15 protein-coding genes are annotated in these 16,611 nt (G+C 72.5%); 9 read left to right on the forward strand and 6 right to left on the reverse strand.

The genetic code is table 11. From position 1 onward, the window contains the following. Positions 1–12: 12 nt before the first annotated feature. The gene (locus ACO057_RS00405) at positions 13–882 is read left to right on the forward strand and encodes a LysR family transcriptional regulator (RefSeq protein WP_421988370.1); all 870 of its coding nucleotides are present in this window, start codon (positions 13–15) and stop codon (positions 880–882) included. On the opposite strand, the gene ACO057_RS00410 is transcribed toward ACO057_RS00405, so the two are convergent. Genes ACO057_RS00410 through ACO057_RS00430 form a run of 5 tightly spaced genes read right to left on the reverse strand, consistent with a single transcriptional unit; the run spans position 861 to position 5,202 of the window. Then, positions 861–2,609: an ABC transporter ATP-binding protein gene (locus ACO057_RS00410; protein ID WP_421988371.1), complete on the reverse strand. Its 1,749-nt coding sequence runs from the start codon at positions 2,607–2,609 to the stop codon at positions 861–863. The two genes, ACO057_RS00405 and ACO057_RS00410, sit on opposite strands and share 22 nt — an antisense overlap. Before the next feature lie 14 nt (positions 2,610–2,623). After that, positions 2,624–3,826 carry a CCA tRNA nucleotidyltransferase gene (locus tag ACO057_RS00415; RefSeq protein ID WP_421988372.1) on the reverse strand — a complete coding sequence of 401 codons (1,203 nt, stop codon included), beginning with the start codon at positions 3,824–3,826 and terminating at the stop codon, positions 2,624–2,626. Next, a complete protein-coding gene (locus ACO057_RS00420; RefSeq protein ID WP_421988373.1) occupies positions 3,823–4,056 on the reverse strand; it encodes a hypothetical protein in 234 nt (77 codons plus the stop codon). Before ACO057_RS00420 ends, ACO057_RS00415 begins: the two co-directional genes overlap by 4 nt. 10 nt (positions 4,057–4,066) lie before the next feature. Next, positions 4,067–4,606 (reverse strand): CoA pyrophosphatase, encoded by a 540-nt coding sequence (locus ACO057_RS00425; RefSeq protein ID WP_421988374.1) that lies wholly within the window; start codon positions 4,604–4,606, stop codon positions 4,067–4,069. Positions 4,607–4,656: 50 nt separating this feature from the next. Next, complete coding sequence (locus ACO057_RS00430) at positions 4,657–5,202, reverse strand: DUF1285 domain-containing protein (RefSeq protein ID WP_421988375.1); 546 nt, start codon at positions 5,200–5,202, stop codon at positions 4,657–4,659. 166 nt (positions 5,203–5,368) lie between these two features. Between ACO057_RS00430 and ACO057_RS00435 the strand changes: the two genes are divergently transcribed. The 6 genes from ACO057_RS00435 to ACO057_RS00460 all read left to right on the forward strand — a co-directional run bounded on the left by ACO057_RS00435 (position 5,369) and on the right by ACO057_RS00460 (position 13,028). Next, positions 5,369–6,364: an AAA family ATPase gene (locus ACO057_RS00435; RefSeq protein WP_421988376.1), complete on the forward strand. Its 996-nt coding sequence runs from the start codon at positions 5,369–5,371 to the stop codon at positions 6,362–6,364. A 7-nt stretch (positions 6,365–6,371) separates the two neighbouring features. Then, positions 6,372–7,250, forward strand: coding sequence for a DUF58 domain-containing protein (locus ACO057_RS00440; RefSeq protein WP_421988377.1), 879 nt, complete (start codon positions 6,372–6,374; stop codon positions 7,248–7,250). Between the two features lie 67 nt (positions 7,251–7,317). Continuing rightward, complete coding sequence (locus ACO057_RS00445) at positions 7,318–9,999, forward strand: DUF4159 domain-containing protein (protein ID WP_421988378.1); 2,682 nt, start codon at positions 7,318–7,320, stop codon at positions 9,997–9,999. Next, positions 9,999–12,089 (forward strand): hypothetical protein, encoded by a 2,091-nt coding sequence (locus ACO057_RS00450; protein ID WP_421988379.1) that lies wholly within the window; start codon positions 9,999–10,001, stop codon positions 12,087–12,089. Before ACO057_RS00445 ends, ACO057_RS00450 begins: the two co-directional genes overlap by 1 nt. An 86-nt stretch (positions 12,090–12,175) precedes the next feature. After that, on the forward strand, positions 12,176–12,643 hold the full coding sequence (locus tag ACO057_RS00455) for a hypothetical protein (RefSeq protein WP_421988380.1): 468 nt from the start codon (positions 12,176–12,178) through the stop codon (positions 12,641–12,643). Between the two features lie 52 nt (positions 12,644–12,695). Continuing rightward, positions 12,696–13,028, forward strand: a complete 333-nt coding sequence (locus ACO057_RS00460) for an FKBP-type peptidyl-prolyl cis-trans isomerase (RefSeq protein WP_421988381.1) — start codon at positions 12,696–12,698, stop codon at positions 13,026–13,028. 75 nt (positions 13,029–13,103) lie between these two features. Here ACO057_RS00460 and ACO057_RS00465 read toward each other — a convergent pair whose 3' ends face one another. Further along, positions 13,104–13,319 (reverse strand): hypothetical protein, encoded by a 216-nt coding sequence (locus ACO057_RS00465; RefSeq protein WP_421988382.1) that lies wholly within the window; start codon positions 13,317–13,319, stop codon positions 13,104–13,106. Between the two features lie 170 nt (positions 13,320–13,489). Here ACO057_RS00465 and ACO057_RS00470 point away from each other — a divergent pair, with 170 nt between their 5' ends. Together ACO057_RS00470 and ACO057_RS00475 are read left to right on the forward strand one after the other, a co-directional pair. Beyond that, positions 13,490–15,235: an FAD-dependent oxidoreductase gene (locus tag ACO057_RS00470; RefSeq protein ID WP_421988383.1), complete on the forward strand. Its 1,746-nt coding sequence runs from the start codon at positions 13,490–13,492 to the stop codon at positions 15,233–15,235. Then, positions 15,232–16,611, forward strand: coding sequence for a dipeptidase (locus ACO057_RS00475; protein WP_421988384.1), 1,380 nt, complete (start codon positions 15,232–15,234; stop codon positions 16,609–16,611). The genes ACO057_RS00470 and ACO057_RS00475 overlap by 4 nt, the downstream gene beginning before the upstream one ends.

Here is a 16,611-nt window from a genome sequence, read left to right on the forward strand (position 1 = left end):
ATCCGTCTCGTGGTGCAATTCGGGGTTGTGGCGGAGGAGCTCTCCTTCACCCGCGCGGCCGCGCGCCTCGGCGTGGCGCAGCCCTGGCTTTCCACCCGCATCCGCCAGCTGGAGGCGCAGCTCGGCGTTCCCCTGCTGCTGCGCAGCACCCGTCGCATGGAGCTCACCGAGGAGGGGCGCGCCCTGCTGGCGCGCGCGCGGCCGCTGGTCGAGGCGGCACGGGGCGTGGAGGAGCTGGCGGCGTCCCTGCGCGGCGGGATGGGCCGGCTGCGCCTGGGCACGCCCCCCTATGGCGCGCACATCCCCGTGACGAACAGCCTGATCGAGGCCTTCCGCCGGCGCTGGCCGAGCATCAGCGTGGAGCTCGACATCGGCTGGACGCCGGTGCTGCTGGAGCGCGCGCGGCAGGGCGTGCTGGATCTCGCCTTCACGGTGGCCGTCGCGCCGCCGGCCGGGCTGGAGGCGCTGGCTCTGGCGCGGACCACACAGGAGCTGATCCTCGCCCCCGGCGACCCGCTGCTGGCGCTGCCCGAAATCCCCCCGGCCGCGCTGGCGGGCCGCAAGGTCGCGGTCTTCACGCGCGGGCTCAATCCGGAATTGTCGCGCACGCTCTTCGAGCCGGTGGTGGAGGCCGGCGGCACGCTGGTGGAAATCCCCGACATCCTGGACTTTCGCCAGATGCGCGAGGGCTTCGGCGCGGAGCTGATCCTGGCCCTCTTCGGCTGGGTCGCGCCCGAGGCCGCGCGCCAGACCGGCCGCGTCACCCGGACGCTGGCGCTGTCAGGCGGGCCGCTGCGCCTCTATCTCGTGCGCCGGCAGGAGATGCCGCGAGCGCCCGCGCGGCATCTGTGGGATCTCGCTCAGGCCTCGGCGAAGGCCTGAGTGCGCACCAGCCGGGCATAGAGCCCGCCCAGCGCCATCAGCTCGGCATGGGTGCCCTGCTCGATGGCGCGGCCCTCCTCCATCACCACGATGCGGTGGGCCTTCTGCACGGTGGCCAGGCGGTGCGCGATGACCAGCGTGGTCCGCCCCTCGCGCAGCGTCTCCAGCGCCGCCTGCACGGCCGCCTCGTTCTCGGCGTCGAGCGCGCTGGTGGCCTCGTCGAGCAGCAGCACGCGCGGATTGCGCAGCAGTGCGCGGGCGAGGCTCACGCGCTGGCGCTGCCCGCCCGAGAGCCGCCCGCCGCCCGGGCCGAGGGGCGTGTCGTAGCCGGCCGGCAGGGCCTCGATGAAGCTGTGCGCCTGGGCGGCGCGGGCCGCGGCCTCGACCTCGGCGCGCGTGGCGCCGGGGCGGCCGCAGGCGATATTGGCCAGCGCGGTGTCGTCGAAGAGCACCGCCTCCTGGCCGACATAGGCGATGGCGTCGCGCAGGTCGGTCATGTGGACGTGGCGGATATCGGCCCCGTCGATGGCGATGGTGCCGGCGGTCGCGTCATAGAGGCGCGGCAGCAGCGCGATGGCGGTGGATTTTCCCGCACCCGAGGGGCCGACCAGCGCCACCGTCTCGCCGGGGGCCGCGCGGAAGCTCAGCTCCCGGATCGCGGGGACGTTGCTGCCGGGATAGTGGAAGCCCACACGATCGAAGACGAGCTCGCCCTGGCCGGCGGGCAGCGCGCGCGCATCCGGCGCATCGGCGATCTCGCGCTTGAGGTCCATCACGCCGAAGACGCGCACGAGGCCGGCGAGGCCCTCCTGCAAGGCCGCGTTCAGCGAGCCCAGCGAGCGCACCGGGCGCGCGGCGATCAGCACGGCGGCCACGAAGCCGGTGAACTCGCCGATGGTCCCCTGCCCCGTCGTCACCCGCCAGCCGACCACGCCGAGCACGACGCCGACCGTCAGCCCGCCCAGCGCCTCCAGGATGGGATCGACACGGGCGCGGGCGCGGACGATGCGCTGGAGGCTCTTGCGCAGATCGGCAAAGGCGGCGGCGGCGCGCGCCTCCTCCTGCTCTTCCAACCGGTAGCTGCGCACCACGCGGGCCGCCGAGAAGCTCTCGTTCAACAAGGCGCTCGTCTCGCCCGCGCGGTCCTGCATGCCGCGCGAGGCGCGGCGGATGCGCTTGCCGATGGTCACGATCGGCCAGGCGGCGATGGGGTAGAGCAGCGCGGCCATGGCGGCGAGCTGCCAGTCCAGCCAGACCATGGAGCCGACCAGGCCGATCACCGTCAGCAGGTCGCCCATGCCGTTGATGCTGCGCGCCAGCGCCTCGCGGATCTGGGTGGCGTCCAAAGTGAAGCGGGTGACGTGGCGGGCCGGGGCCTCGGCGCTGACGGCGGCGTAGTCGGCGCGGGTGAGCGCGGCGAAGAGCCCGTTCTGCAGATGCTCGATGCTGCCGAGCACGGCCGCCTGCATGGTGGTCTGCTGGAAATACATGGCCAGCCCGCGCGAGGCCGTCACCAGGATGATCACCGGCGGCAGCAGCCAGACGACATCGGTATTGCCTTTCCCGAAGCTGTCGAAGGCCTGCTGGATGATGACCGGGTAGAGCGCGGTGATCCCGGCCAGGATCAGCGTCAGGAGGATGGCCACGATGAGGCGCCCGCGCTGCTGGTGCAGGTGGTCGCGCCAGAAGCGCCGGATGAGGGGGAGCGAGGCGGTCTCGGAGGACATGGGGGCGCGGGGTATCAGGAAGCGCCCTCCTCGACCAGTTGGCGCAGCTTTTCGAGGCAGGCGGCGTGGCCGGCCGAGGCGCCGGATTCCAGCCACCAGGCGCGGAGCTGGCCGAGGAGCTGGCCAATGCGCGGGCCGTGCGGCACGCCCAAGGCAATCGCGTCGCGGCCCTGGACCGGGAAGGCCGGGCCGGGGCCGGGCTCCAGGCGGTCGAGCAGCGGGCCGTAGTCCCGCTCGGGATGCTGGGCGGCGGCGACGAGCAGGATCTCGGCCGGAAGGGCGGCCTCGCTGCGCAGCCGGGCGGCGGCGCGGAAGCGGCGCAGGATGACGGGGTCGCGCTCCTCGGGGCCGGGGGCCTCGGCGATGGCGTGCAGGGCCCGCAGCCGCGCGGCCTCCTCGCCCGAGAACTTCAGGCGCGAAGCCAGGGCCGTCACGTTCACGCCGGCGGGCAGGAGCATCGCGAAGCGCAGCAGCACGTCCGTCACGCCCCGCGCCAGCGCGAGATCGAGGCGCGAGGGATCGCCGGCCTCGGGCAGCACGGCCGGCAGCACGCCGGTCCCGATCATCAGCCGCAGGGCGGCGCGCGGGTCCTCGGCCTCCATCAGCCGCTTCAGCTCGCTCCAGACGCGCTCCACCGAGAGGCGGGCGAGGCCGGGCACCGCCTCGCGCACGGCCTGGACGGCGGTCGGATCGGGCTCCGGTCCGCCATAGCGCGCCTGGAAGCGGAAGAAGCGCAGCGCGCGGAGATAGTCCTCCCGCAGGCGCTGGGCCGCGTCGCCGACGAAGCGCACGCGATGCGCGGCCAGATCCGCCGCGCCGCCGAAATAGTCGTGCAGCAGGCCGTCCGCGCCCATCGACATGGCATTGATGGTGAAGTCGCGCCGCTCGGCATCCTCGCGCCAGTCGGTGCTCCATTCGACCTCGGCGTGGCGGCCGTCGGTCACGAGGTCGCGCCGCAGGGAGGTCACCTCGATGGGCACGCCGCCCAGCACCGCCGTGACCGTGCCGTGGGAGAGGCCCGTCTCGAAGACGCGGAAGCCCGCCGCCTTCAGCCGCTCCGACAGCACCTCGGGCGGATAGGGCGCGGCCATGTCCAGGTCGCGCACGGGCAGGCCGGCCAGGCCGTCGCGCACGCAGCCGCCCACCGCGCGCGAATCCGCCAGGGCGGCGAAGACGCGCCGGGGCCCCTCGGCGCGCAGATAATCCGGCAGGCTCACCGCACGATCCTGCCGCTCTCGATGCGCGCCGGCACATAGGCGTCGCCCTGGAGGCTGCGGGAAAGGCCGAAATAGATCGCCCCCGCCACCGCGCAGACCACGCCGATCGCCGCCAGCGTCACCAGCCGGCGCGAGGGCTCGTGCCCCGGCTTGCGCCCGGACAGGCGCCACCAGGCCGTATAGGCCAGGAAGGGCAATGCGAAGAAAGCCAGTTCGAGAAGAACGCCCATGAGGCTGTGCCTAGCCGGCCCGCAGCGCCGTGGCGAGGTTCACGAGGATCGTTGCGGTGGCACCCCAGATGAAATGCTCGCCGTGCGGCCAGACCCAGTATTCGCGCATCTGCCCCTTCCACTCGGCGCGCTCGCGCCGCGGGGCGTCGGGGTCGAGCAGGACGGAGAGCGGCAGCTCGAAGGCCTCGGCCACCTCGTCCGGCGAGGGGACCAGGGTGAAGCCGGGCCGCAGGGCGGCGATGATGGGCGTGATCTCATAGCCCGTGCCGGTGAGGTGCCGCGGCAGGCGCCCCATCACGCGCGGCAGGCTGGGGTCCAGCGCCACCTCCTCGAAGGCCTCGCGTAGGGCGGCCGCCTCGGGCGTCTCCCCCGGCTCGATCCGCCCGCCGGGGAAGCTCACCTGGCCGGCATGGTTGTTGAGATGCGAGGCGCGCTGGGTCAGCAGCACGCCCGGCGTGTCCGGATGCAGCACCATCGCCACGAGGACCGCCGCCGGCTTGATGATGGTTCCGGGTGGCAGGAGGGCGTCGTCGCCGGTCGGCGGCGGCATCGATTCCAGGAAGCGGGGGTCACGCAGCCGGGCGCAAAGCTCCTCGGCCCTCACTCCGCCGCCACGCCGAGGGCGGGCTCGTCGTCGATCGGGAAGAACACCCCCTCGCTCCAGACGCCCATGACAGGGCGGCCCTCCACGCGCTCGGTCACCGAGAGGGCGACCATCTCGTAGAAGACGGGCCGGGCGATTCGCGCCTCCAGCCCGGGGCGGACCGTGATGTAGGGCCGCGGCTCACGCGTGCGTGGGTCGATCTGGATGCGGATCGGGTGGTCGGCGTTGCAGGGGAAGACCTCGTCGCAATTGGTGCGGAAGCTGAGGCATTGGCGGATGGGTCCGCCATCGCCGCAATCGCAGTCCCGCCAGACCATCTCGACGGCCACGAAGGGCGCGTCCTCGACGGTGATGCAGCCCTTTTCCACAGGCGTTTCAAGGATGTAGCTACCATCCTCGCCGCGCGTGAGCACCGAGGCGAAGAGGCAGACCAGCTCCTTGCGGTTGATCGGGCTGCCCTTGTAATGCCAGGTCCCATCGCGGGCGATCCGCATGTCGATCTGGCCGTTGTCGTGCTTCTGTCGAAGGGGCGTCTGGCCCATGGATTGGTCAATCCGCCTTGCGCATTCGGGGAGACCCTCCCCATTCGATGCTTTGATCCCAGCTTCGGGCGGCATAGGCTTTCCTGAGCAATCACCGTGTGATCCCGGCGCGGCCGCCCAACGCAGCATCGCCACCACACCTCGTCAATATGGGAACCGCAACTACATGGGTGAAGTGGCTGACGCAGAATCCCTGATCGCCGAGATCGAGGCCCTGGGCGTCAAGCTCCAGAAGGCCCGGCAATCGATCGGCCGGGTGATCTTCGGGCAGGACGAGGTGGTGGATCAGGTGCTGATCACCTTCCTCTCCGGCGGCCATGTCCTGCTGGTCGGCGTGCCGGGCCTGGGCAAGACCAAGCTGGTGGACACGCTGGGCACGGTCATGGGCCTCGATGCGCGGCGCGTGCAGTTCACCCCCGACCTGATGCCGGCCGATATCCTGGGCAGCGAGGTGCTGGAGGAAGGGGCGGACGGCAAGCGTGCCTTCCGCTTCATCCAGGGTCCGGTCTTCTGCCAGTTGCTGATGGCCGACGAGATCAACCGCGCCTCGCCCCGCACCCAATCCGCCTTGCTGCAGGCCATGCAGGAGCACAAGGTGGCCATCGCCGGGCAGATCCTCCCCTTGCCCGAGCCCTTTCACGTGCTGGCGACGCAGAATCCCATCGAGCAGGAGGGCACCTACCCCCTGCCCGAGGCCCAGCTCGACCGCTTCCTGCTGGAGGTCCAGGTCGACTATCCCGACGAGGCGGCCGAGCGCGCCATGCTGCTCGCCACCACCGGCGCCAGCGAGGCCAGGCCCGTCGCCGCCATGACGGCGCGCGAGCTGATCGCCGCCCAGGCGCTCATCCGGCGGATGCCGGTGGGCGAGCAGATCGTGGACGCCATCCTCAAGCTGGTCCGCGGCGCGCGGCCCGGCGAGGGCGGGCTGCGCAGCGTGCGCGACAACCTGGCCTGGGGCCCCGGCCCGCGCGCCGCCCAGGCGCTGATGCTCGCCACCCGCGCGCGGGCCGTGCTGGACGGCCGCCTCTCGCCCAGCCTCGACGACGTGCTGGCTTTGGCCGAGCCCGTGCTGCGGCACCGCATGGCCCTGTCCTTCGCGGCGCGGGCCGATGGCGTGAAGCTCTCGGATGTGATCGCCGAGCTGAAGGCCAGCCTTGGCTAGTCCCATCTTGGCTAGTCCCATCTCGGCTGGTCCCGGCGCGGCCGCCCATCTGCGTGCCCAGGCCGCCGCCGCGCGGCTCCCGCCGCTGGTCGTCGAGGCCGAGCGCGTCGCCAATACGGTGATGCAGGGCGTCCACGGGCGCCGGCGCTCGGGCCATGGCGACGCCTTCTGGCAGTTCCGCGCCTATAGCCAGGGCGATGCCGCCTCCTCCGTGGACTGGCGGCAGAGCGCCAAGGCCGACCGGCTCTTCGTGCGCGAGACGGAGTGGGAGGCGGCGCAGACCGTGCTGCTCTGGCGCGACCCCTCGCCCTCGATGAACTGGCGCTCGGAAAGGAATCTCGAGGAGAAGGCGGCGCGGGCGGACCTGCTGCTGCTGGCTCTGGCCGCGCTGCTGCTGCGCGGCGGCGAGCGGGTGCGGCTGACGCCGGGCGACCGCCAGGTCTTCATGGGCCGCTCGGCGCTGCCCGCCCTCGCGGCGGCCCTGATGCGCCCCGCCGCCGGGACGGCCGACGAGATCACCTTGCCGCGCCACGGCCGGCTGGTCATGTTCGGCGACTTCCTGCAGCCCTTGGCCGAGGTCCAGGCGACGATCTCGCGCTATGCCGCGCGGCCCCTGCGCGGACAGATGCTGCAGATTCTGGATCCCGCGGAGGAGACCCTCCCCTATTCGGGCCGCATCCGCTTCGACGGGCTGGAGGGCGAGGCGCCTTTGCTGGTGCCGAGGGTGGAGACGATCCGCGACCTTTATGCCGAGCGCCTGGCCGCCCATCGCGACGGGCTCTCGACCATGGCGCGCGCCGCCGGCTGGGGCTTCGCGACGCATCGCACCGACCAGCCCCCCCAACTGGCCCTGCTGTCCCTGTGGCAGGCGCTGGCCCCGTCATGAGCCCCATCTTATGCTACAGAATGAATTTCATCGGAGATGCAGGAACGGGGCTCTCAGGGGCGTCTGAATGATCACCTTCGCCGCCCCGTGGCTGCTCCTGGCCCTGCCCGCCTTGCCTGCGCTGTGGTGGCTGCTGCGCGTCACCCCGCCGCAGCCCCGCCGCATGGACTTCCCGGCCGCGATGCTTCTGCGCGACCTGCCCATCGCCGAGGAGACGCCCGCGCGCACGCCCTGGTGGGTGCTGCTGATGCGCATCGCGGCGGCCGCCTTGCTGATCCTGGGCCTGGCGCGTCCCGTCCTGGGCCCGACCGGCGCGGATGCCGGCGAGGGCACGCTATTGCTCGTGCTGGACGATGGCTGGGCCTCGGGCCCCGATTGGCCCCTGCGGGTGGCGATCGCGCAATCCGAGCTGGACCGCGCGGGGCGCGAGAACCGCCCGGCCGCGCTGCTGACCACCGCCCCCGGCGAGGGCGCCGCGCCGCCGAGGGTGATCGGCCCCATGCCGGCCGCCGATCTGGCCTCCCGCCTGGCGGCCCTGCGCCCGCGCTCCTGGCCACCGGACCGCCAGGCGGCCCTGGCCGCGCTGGAGAACTGGAACCGGTCGGAACGGATTTCCGCGCTCTATCTTTCGGACGGCATCGCCCATCGCGCCGACGACACGGCCGAGGCCTTCATGGCCCGGCTGGCGGCGGGCGGCACGCTGACCCTGGCGCGGGCCGAGACGCGGCCGGTGCGCCTGCTCGCCCCGCCGCGCACCGAGGGCGACCGGCTGATGCTGACGCTGCGCCAATCGCCCGTGAACGCGCCGGGCGAGGCCCAGGTCATCGCCCGCGCGCAGGACGGACGGGCGCTCGCGCGCGCCACCTTCCAGCTCGGCGCGGGGGAGACCCAGGCCGAGGCCGTGCTGGAACTGCCCACCGAGATCCGCAACCGCGTCTATCGCCTGGACCTCGCCGACGAGGCCGGCCCGGGCGGGGTGGTCCTGCTGGACGAGCGCTTCCGCCGCCGACCCGTAGGGCTGCTGCCCGGCGCGGAGGAGACGGCGGCCGACGCTCCGTTGATCGGCGACCTCTTCTACCTGGAGCGCGCCCTCAACCCCTTTTCCGAATTGCGCCGCGGCGAGGTGGACCGGCTGCTGGCCCGCCCGCTCTCGGTGCTGATCCTGGCCGACCGCCCGGTCGCGGAAGGCCCGGAGACGACCGCGCTCACCCAGTTCGTCGAGCGCGGCGGCATGCTGATCCGCTTCGCCGGCGCGCGGCTGGCCGAGCATCCCGATGCGCTCCTGCCCGTGCAGCTGCGGGCCGAACGCCAGCTGGGCGGCTCGCTCTCCTGGGAGCAGCCGCAGCATCTCGCGCCCTTCCCCGAGGGCTCGCCCTTCGCCGGCCTGCCCGTGCCCGCCGAGATCAGCGTCGAGCGCCAGGTCCTGGCCGAGCCCTCGCCGCGCCTGGCCGACAAGGTCTGGGCGAAGCTGACGGACGGCACGCCGCTGGTCACCGCCGAGACGCGCGGCCAGGGACGCATCGTGCTCTTCCACGTCACGGCCACGGCCGAATGGTCGGACCTGCCGCTCTCGGGCCTCTTCGTGAGCATGCTGCGCCGGCTGGTGGCGCTCTCCTCGGGCGTCTCCGGCCAGGAGGGCGAAGGCGCCCTCGCCCCGCTGGAGGCGCTGGACGGCTTCGGCCGGCTCGTCCCGCCGCCGCCCGGCGCGCAGGCCATCCCCGCCAGCGGCGAGGCCGTGCCCTCGGCGCGCAACCCGCCCGGCTGGTACGGCACCTCGGGCGGCGAGGGCTTCCGCCGCGCGCTCAATCTCGGCGACACGCTGCCCGCGCCCCGGCTGCACGCGAACCCGCCCTCGGGTACGGCGCAGCGGACCATCGCCGGCATCCCACCCGAGCGCGACCTCGGCCCCTGGCTGATGGCGGGGGCGCTGGCGATCCTGGCGATCGACCTGCTGGCCTCGCTGCGGCTGCGCGGATTGCTGAGCCTCGCCCGCGCGGCCGCCGTCGCTTTCGTGCTGATGGGCGGCGCTGCCCAGGCCCAGGAGGCGGCGCTGCCCGCCCTCGTCACGCGGCTGGGCTATGTCGTGACCGGCGATAGCGGCGTCGACGAGACCATGCGCCAGGGCCTCACCGGGCTGTCGGACTTCGTGAACCGCCGCACCGCCGCCGCCCTGGCCGAGCCGGCCGGCGTCACGCCCGGGCGCGACGACCTCAGCATCTATCCGTTGCTCTACTTCACCGTCCGCCCCGACGCGACGGCGCTCAGCCCCGAGGCGGTCGGCGCGCTCAACGGCTTCATGCGCAATGGCGGCATCATCCTCTTCGACACGCGCGACGAGGGGTCGGGCGAGGGCTTTTCCCCCGGCGCGCGGACGGCGCTGCGGCGGGTGACGCAGGGCCTCGCCATCCCCCCGCTCATGCCCGTGCCGGAGGAGCACGTCCTGCGCCGCGCCTTCTACCTGCTGGCCGAGCTGCCGGGGCGCTTCGCGGGTGGCACCGTCTGGGTGAGCCGCGAGCAGGACCGCGCCAATGACAGCGTGAGCCAGGTGGTGATCGGCGGCCATGACTGGGCCGGCGCCTGGGCCGTGGATGCGCGCGGCCAGAACCTCCATGCCGCCGTTCCCGGCGGGGCGCGGCAGCGCATGCTGGCCTATCGCTTCGGCGCGAACCTCGTGATGTACGCCCTCACCGGCAACTACAAGGGCGACCAGGTGCACGTGCCCGCCATCCTCGAGAGGCTGGGCAATTGATGCAGACCGCCTTCGGCTTCGACCTCGCGCCCATCCTGCCGCTCTGGCTGATCGGCGCGCTCGGCCTGCTCTGCCTGCTGGCGCTGGTCCCGGCCGTGCTGCGCCGCGCGCGCGGCACCTGGTGGCGCGCCCTGGCCTTCCTGCTCGTGCTCGGCGCGCTCGCGCAGCCGCGCCTGATCGAGCAGACGCGCGAGACGCGGCCGGACATCGCCTTGCTGCTGGTGGACCGCAGCGACAGCACCTTCGCCGCCGCCGGCCACGCCGCCGCCATCGAGGCCGCCCGCCGCCAGATCGAGGCGCGGATCGGCCGCCTGCGCGAGGTGGAGCTGCGCGTCGTCGACATCCCCGAGGGCGGCAACCAGGGCACTCGCGCCTTCGCCGCGCTGGAACAGGCGCTCGCCGATATTCCCGCCGCGCGTCTGGCGGGGGTGCTGCTGCTCTCCGACGGCCAGATCCACGACGTGCCGGCCGATGGCGCGGGCTGGGCGCCGGCCGAGGGCGTGCCGCTGCATCTGCTCATGCCCGGCCGCCAGGGCGAGGTGGACCGCCGCATCCGCCTGCTGGAAGCGCCGGGCTTCGGCATCGTCGGACGAAGCGTGGAGCTGCGGCTGATCGTGGAGGACCTCGGCGTGCCGACCCAGACGGGTCAGGCGCAGCTGACCCTGCGGCGCGACGGCCAGGCCCCGATTACGGAAAGCGTGCCGATCGGGCGCGAGCACCGCATCACCTTGCCCATCGAGCGCGCGGGCCCCTCCGTCATCGACCTCGTGGCCGAGACGCGGCCCGGAGAGGTCTCGGAGGTGAACAACCGCGTCGTCGTCGCCATCAACGGCGTGCGCGACCGGCTGCGCGTGCTGCTCGTCTCCGGCGAGCCGCATGCGGGCGAGCGGACCTGGCGGCGGCTGCTCAAGGCCGATCCGGGCGTGGACCTCGTCCACTTCACCATCCTGCGTCCGCCGGAAAAGGACGACCTGACGCCGCTCAACGAGCTGGCGCTGATCGCCTTCCCCGTGCGCGAGCTCTTCCAGGTGAAGCTGCGCGAATTCGACCTCGTGGTCTTCGACCGCTTCGCCAATCGCGGCATCCTGCCGCCGAGCTATCTGCGCAACATCGCCGAATATGTGCGCGGCGGCGGGGCCATGCTGGTCTCGGTGGGGCCGGAATTCGTGGGGGCGACCAGCCTCGCCGCCACCCCGCTCGGGACCGTGCTGCCGGCGCGGCCGGCCAGCGGCCAGGCGATCCTCGATCAGGCCTTCCGCCCGCGCATCTCCGGCGCGGGGACCCGCCATCCCGTCACCGAAGGGCTGCCCGGCGCCAATACCGAGACCGCCGAGGCGAGCTGGGGCCGCTGGTACCGCACCATCCGCACCGAGGCGCGGTCCGGCAGCACCGTCATGGAGGGCCCCGGGGGCGCACCGCTGCTGGTGCTGGACCGGGTGGGCCAGGGCCGCGTGGCGCTCATGCTCTCGGACCATATCTGGCTCTGGTCGCGCGGGCATGACGGCGGCGGGCCGCAGCAGGAGCTGCTGCGCCGCACCGCCCATTGGCTCATGCGCGAGCCGGAGCTGGAGGAGGAGGACCTCACCGCGCGGATCGAGGCCGGGCGGCTGATGGTGAACCGCCGCAGCCTGGATTCCGGCGCCCCGCCCGAGATCACCATCACCGCCCCCGACGGCACGACCAGCCGGATGCCCCTGGCCAATGCCGGTGGCGGCCGCGCTTCCGCCGAGGCGCCGGCCGCCGCGCCGGGGCTGTGGCAGGTGAGCGACGGGCGCCGCCAGGCCTTCGCCGCCGCAATGCCGGCCAACCCTCCGGAATTCGCCGATCTGCGCGCCGACCCCACCCGCGTGCAGGCGCTGGTGAACGCCACCGGCGGCGCGGCGCGCTGGTTCGGCGACGGCGCGGCGGTGCCCGAGATCCGCAGCGTCTCGGCCGGGCGCGACGCCCAGGGCTCGGGCTGGGTCGGGCTGCGCCGCCGCGAGGACCACACCGTCACGGGCATCGCGGCCCTGCCGCTGCTGCCGCCCTGGCTGATGCTGCCGCTGCTGCTGGGGGTGGCGATCGTCGCCTGGCGGTCCGAGGCGCGCTGACGACATTACAAACGGGACAAATTTCCGATTGCGCGCGGGGGCATGAAAAGGGAGCCTCTCGGGCGAATATTCATCCGGAGGCGTATGTGTTCCCGAAAATCATGACCGTCTCGGCCGCCGTGCTGGCCATCACGGCGGGCAGTGTCGTTGCGCAGAACTACAACCGCCGGCCGACCTTCGGCACGGTGAATCTCACCGCGAATTTCGCGCCCGATCCCTATGTCGTGAACGTGACGGCGGGCGGAAACATCCCCGCCGAGCGCATCGGCGGGCCGGGCTGCGTCGGCTCCATCGCCGATCCGCCGGATGTGCGGCTGAACTACCGCGCAGGCGGCTTCCCGCTTTATCTCGCCGCCACCTCGAACGCGGATGTGACGCTGGTCATCAACCTGCCCAACGGGCGGTGGGTCTGCAACGACGACTTCAAGGGCACCGATCCCGGCGTGGTGCTGAACAACCCGCTCTCGGGTCAGTACGACATCTGGATCGGCCATTACGGCCGCGGCTCGGGCGTGCCCACGCAGTTGCGTATCTCGGAAATTGCGCCACGTTGAGGCCATCCGGCTCGGTGAGCCGGCCCGACGCCATTCACGGAAAGACACGACAATGACCGATATCAAGCTGGGCACGGGCGACACCGCCGTCGCCGGCAAGCCCGTGGCCGTCCATTACACCGGCTGGCTCTTCGATGAGGCCGCGGCCGACAACAAGGGCCGCAAGTTCGACAGCTCGGTCGATCGCGGCGATCTCTTCCGCTTCAATCTGGGCGCGGGCCAGGTGATCGCGGGCTGGGACGAGGGCGTGCAGGGCATGCAGGTCGGCGGCCAGCGCCGCCTCGTGATCCCGCCGGAGAAGGGCTATGGCGCGCGCGGCGCGGGCGGCGTCATCCCGCCGAACGCCACGCTGGTCTTCGACGTGGAGCTCTTCGAGGTCGGCTGAGCGGCTCCTCCGCTACGGAACCTCGCTTCGGAGGCCGTCGGCGCAAGCCGGCGGCCTTTGTCGATTCCGAGCCCTTCAGGGCCAGAAGCCGAGCCAGATCCCCAGGCCGTTCCCGATGCCGATGGGAAAGACCAGGCCTCCCAGCAGGCACAGCCACCAGCGCCCCGCCTCGGCCGCGGCCACGAGGTGCTGGACCCAGGCCAGGGTGGGCACGACCACGAGGAGGAAGGCCAGCCAGAGACCCCAGATCAGGTCCCAGCGCCTGGCCCGGGCGACCCGGACATCGCTCACTTTTGCGTTTCCCTGCCGTTTTTTGGCGACTCATCTCAAGTAGAGAAAGTTCTCCAGCCGTACCATTCAGGAAAACTACGCAGACGGGTTGCGGCGCGCGGCCCCGCCCACGGTTGACAGCCGGGGAGACGTCCGGTCGGCTGGCCGGAAATCATCGAGGAAACGCCGCCATGAACGCCATGGACCGCCCGGCCCGCACGGATGCCGCCGAATGGCTGGAAGCCTTCGCCGCCGCCCTGACCGACGGCGACCATGCGGCCGCCGCCGCCCTGTTCCTGCCCGATGGGCATTGGCGCGACGTTCTGGCCTTCGGGTGGGACATCCACACCGTCAACGGCGCCCCGGAGATCGCCGCGCGGCTCGCCGGGACGCTGCCCCGCATCGCCCCGCGCGGCCTGCGTCTCAGCGAGACGCGCACGCCGCCGCGCCGGGTGAAGCGCGCGGGCCGCGAATGCATCGAGGCCCTCTTCGCCTTCGAGACCGCGACCGGACCCTGCGAGGGCGTGCTGCGCCTCGTCGCCACGCCGGCCGGGCCCCGCGCCTGGGTGCTGCTGACCACGCTCGACGCCATCCGCGGCCATGAGGAACAGCTCAACCGCGCCGGCGCGGGCGAGGCCGACTACCAGCGCGACTTCGGCGGCGAGAACTGGCTCGACAAGCGCCTGCGCCGCCAGCTTTACGAGGACCGCGAGCCGGCCGTGCTGGTCATCGGCGCAGGGCAGTCGGGGCTGGGCATCGCCGCGCGGCTGGGGGCGCTGGGCATCGACACGCTGATCGTCGACCGCCAGCAGCGCATCGGCGACAACTGGCGCAAGCGCTACCACGCGCTGACGCTGCACAACGAGGTGCACGTCAACCACCTGCCCTACATGCCCTTCCCGCCGACCTGGCCGGTCTTCATCCCCAAGGACAAGCTGGCGCATTGGTTCGAGGCCTATGCCGAGGCGATGGAGCTCAACGTCTGGACCGGGACGGATTTCCTCGGCGGCGATTACGACGAGGCGGGCGGGCATTGGCGCGTGAAGGTCCGCCGCGCGGACGGCTCCGAGCGCGAGATGAAGCCGCGCCACATCGTCTTCGCGACCGGCGTCAGCAGCATTCCGGTGAAGCCCCGCCTACCCGGCCTGGAGGAGTTCGAGGGCACCGTCCTGCACTCGGGCGCCTATACAGAGGGCGCGGCCTGGAAGGACCGCCCGACCCTGGTGCTCGGCAGCGGCAATAGCGGCCACGACGTGGCGCAGGACCTCGCGGCCAGCGGCTCGAAGGTTACCATCGTGCAGCGCAGCCCGACCTACGTGGTCGGCATCCGCGAGGCGCAGCGCGTCTATTCCATCTATGCCGAGGGCATCCCCTTCGAGGATTGCGACCTGCTGGCCATGGCCACGCCCTTCGCGGTGATGAAGCATGGCTACCAGCTCTCGACCGCGCATTCGCGCAAGGTCGACCAACCGCTGCTGGAGGCGCTGGAGACGCGCGGCTTCCGTCTCGATTACGGCCCCGACGACACCGGCTTCCAGATGAAATATCTCCAGCGCGGCGGCGGCTACTACTTCAATGTCGGCGCCTCGGACATGATCGTGGACGGGCGGATCGGCCTGCTGCAGTTCTCCGACATCGAGCGCTTCGTGGCCGGGGGCGCGCGGCTGCGCGACGGCTCCCTCGTGCCAGCCGAGCTGCTGGTGACGGCGACCGGCTACCTCAACCAGCAGGAGGTGGTGCGACACTTCCTCGGCGGCGCGATCGCCGATCGCATCGGTCCCGTCTGGGGCTTCGGCGAGGATGGCGAGCTGCGCAACATGTGGCGCCCGACCGGGCAGGACGGGCTATGGTTCACCGCCGGAAGCCTGGCGCAGAGCCGCATCTATTCGAAGGTTCTGGCCTTGCAGATCCAGGCAAGGGAGCTCGGAATGACATGACGCTGAACTGGGCCGGGCTGTTCCGCGGCGCCCTTCCGCGAGACGGCGAGACGGTCACGCTGGAGGGCGAGGTCTTCCCGCTCGAGGACGCGCCGGACGGACGCCTGCTTCTGGTCGCCGAAGCGGGCTGCTGCATCGGCTGCCGGCCGCAGCCCGAGAGCACCGTCGAGGTCCTGCTCGACGGCAGCGCGCCGAAGAGCCGCTCGATCCGCGTCAGCGGCATCTGGCGCAACCTGCCCGAGGCTGAGCCCTGGCGCTGGCGCATCGAGGCGGCCACGGTCGCCGCGCGCGTGACGGGCGGTCCCTGGCTGAACCGGCGCGCCCTGCTCGCCGCCGCGCCCCTGCTCTGCGCCGCGCCGCGCGCCGCCCGCGCGCAGACGGCCGCCGGCGCCGGGCGCGCGCTCGTCGACGCCGCCTCGCCCATGGACCTGCACAGCCATGCCGGGCGCGTCATCCTGCGGCCGTCCGATCCCGATCGCGCCTTCCTGCCCCTGGCCGCGCCCATGCGCGCGGGCGGCATGTCGCTGGTCTCGCTGGCCATCGTGCCCGACAGCCCGGTGATCCGCGTCTCCGGCGGCTTCATCCAGCCCTATCGCCAGCCGGCGCCGGGCGAGCTCTGGGCGCATGGCCAACGGGCCTTCGCGCGGCTGCACCGGCTGGTCGCGCAGGAGGGGCTGACGATCGTCACCGACAAGGCCGGCCTCGCCCGCCAGATGCGGCCCGGCGCGCCGCCGGCCATCCTCGTGGAATCCGAGGGCGGCGATTTCATGGAGGGCCGGATCGACCGGCTCGAGTGGGCCTTTCGCGAGCAGAAGCTGCGGCACCTGCAGCTCACGCATTATCATGTGAACGAGTTGGGCGACATCCAGACGGTCAGCGCCGTGCATAATGGCCTCACCGATTTCGGCGTGGAGGTGGTGCGCGCCTGCAACCGCCTCGGCATCCTGGTGGACGTCGCGCATGCGACGCTGCCGATGGTGCGCCGGGCGGCCGAGGTGACCAGCAAGCCGATCAACCTCTCCCACACCGCGCTGACGCGCCAGCCGCGCCCCTTCAGCCGCCTCATCCCGGCCGAGCATGCGCGCGTGGTGGCGCAGACCGGCGGCGTGGTCGGCATCTGGCCGCTGGTGGGCGACAATCCGACGCCGCGCCGCTACGCTGAGAGCATCGCCCGCATGGTGGATGCGGTGGGCGTGGACCATGTGGGCGTGGGCAGCGACATGCTGGGGCTGCTCGGACGCAGCGCCTTCGAGGACTACGCGGTCGCGCCCGATCTCGCCCAGGCGCTGCTGGAGGTGGGCTTCGACGCGGAGGGCACGAAGAAGCTGATGGGCGGCAACTTCGCGCGGGTACTGGCGGCCGTGCTGCCGGGCTGA

Origin of the sequence: Roseococcus sp. (assembly GCF_965227005.1) — a bacterium.
Taxonomy (GTDB): domain Bacteria; phylum Pseudomonadota; class Alphaproteobacteria; order Acetobacterales; family Acetobacteraceae; genus Roseococcus.

Coding starts and splice junctions, on each gene's coding strand:
- ACO057_RS00410 (WP_421988371.1), bottom strand. CDS start 2,609: ATGTCCTCCGAGACCGCCTCGCTCCCCCTCATCCGGCGCTTCTGGCGC.
- ACO057_RS00420 (WP_421988373.1), bottom strand. CDS start 4,056: ATGGGCGTTCTTCTCGAACTGGCTTTCTTCGCATTGCCCTTCCTGGCC.
- ACO057_RS00425 (WP_421988374.1), bottom strand. CDS start 4,606: ATGCCGCCGCCGACCGGCGACGACGCCCTCCTGCCACCCGGAACCATC.
- ACO057_RS00430 (WP_421988375.1), bottom strand. CDS start 5,202: ATGGGCCAGACGCCCCTTCGACAGAAGCACGACAACGGCCAGATCGAC.
- ACO057_RS00435 (WP_421988376.1), top strand. CDS start 5,369: ATGGGTGAAGTGGCTGACGCAGAATCCCTGATCGCCGAGATCGAGGCC.
- ACO057_RS00445 (WP_421988378.1), top strand. CDS start 7,318: ATGATCACCTTCGCCGCCCCGTGGCTGCTCCTGGCCCTGCCCGCCTTG.
- ACO057_RS00450 (WP_421988379.1), top strand. CDS start 9,999: ATGCAGACCGCCTTCGGCTTCGACCTCGCGCCCATCCTGCCGCTCTGG.
- ACO057_RS00460 (WP_421988381.1), top strand. CDS start 12,696: ATGACCGATATCAAGCTGGGCACGGGCGACACCGCCGTCGCCGGCAAG.
- ACO057_RS00470 (WP_421988383.1), top strand. CDS start 13,490: ATGAACGCCATGGACCGCCCGGCCCGCACGGATGCCGCCGAATGGCTG.
- ACO057_RS00475 (WP_421988384.1), top strand. CDS start 15,232: ATGACGCTGAACTGGGCCGGGCTGTTCCGCGGCGCCCTTCCGCGAGAC.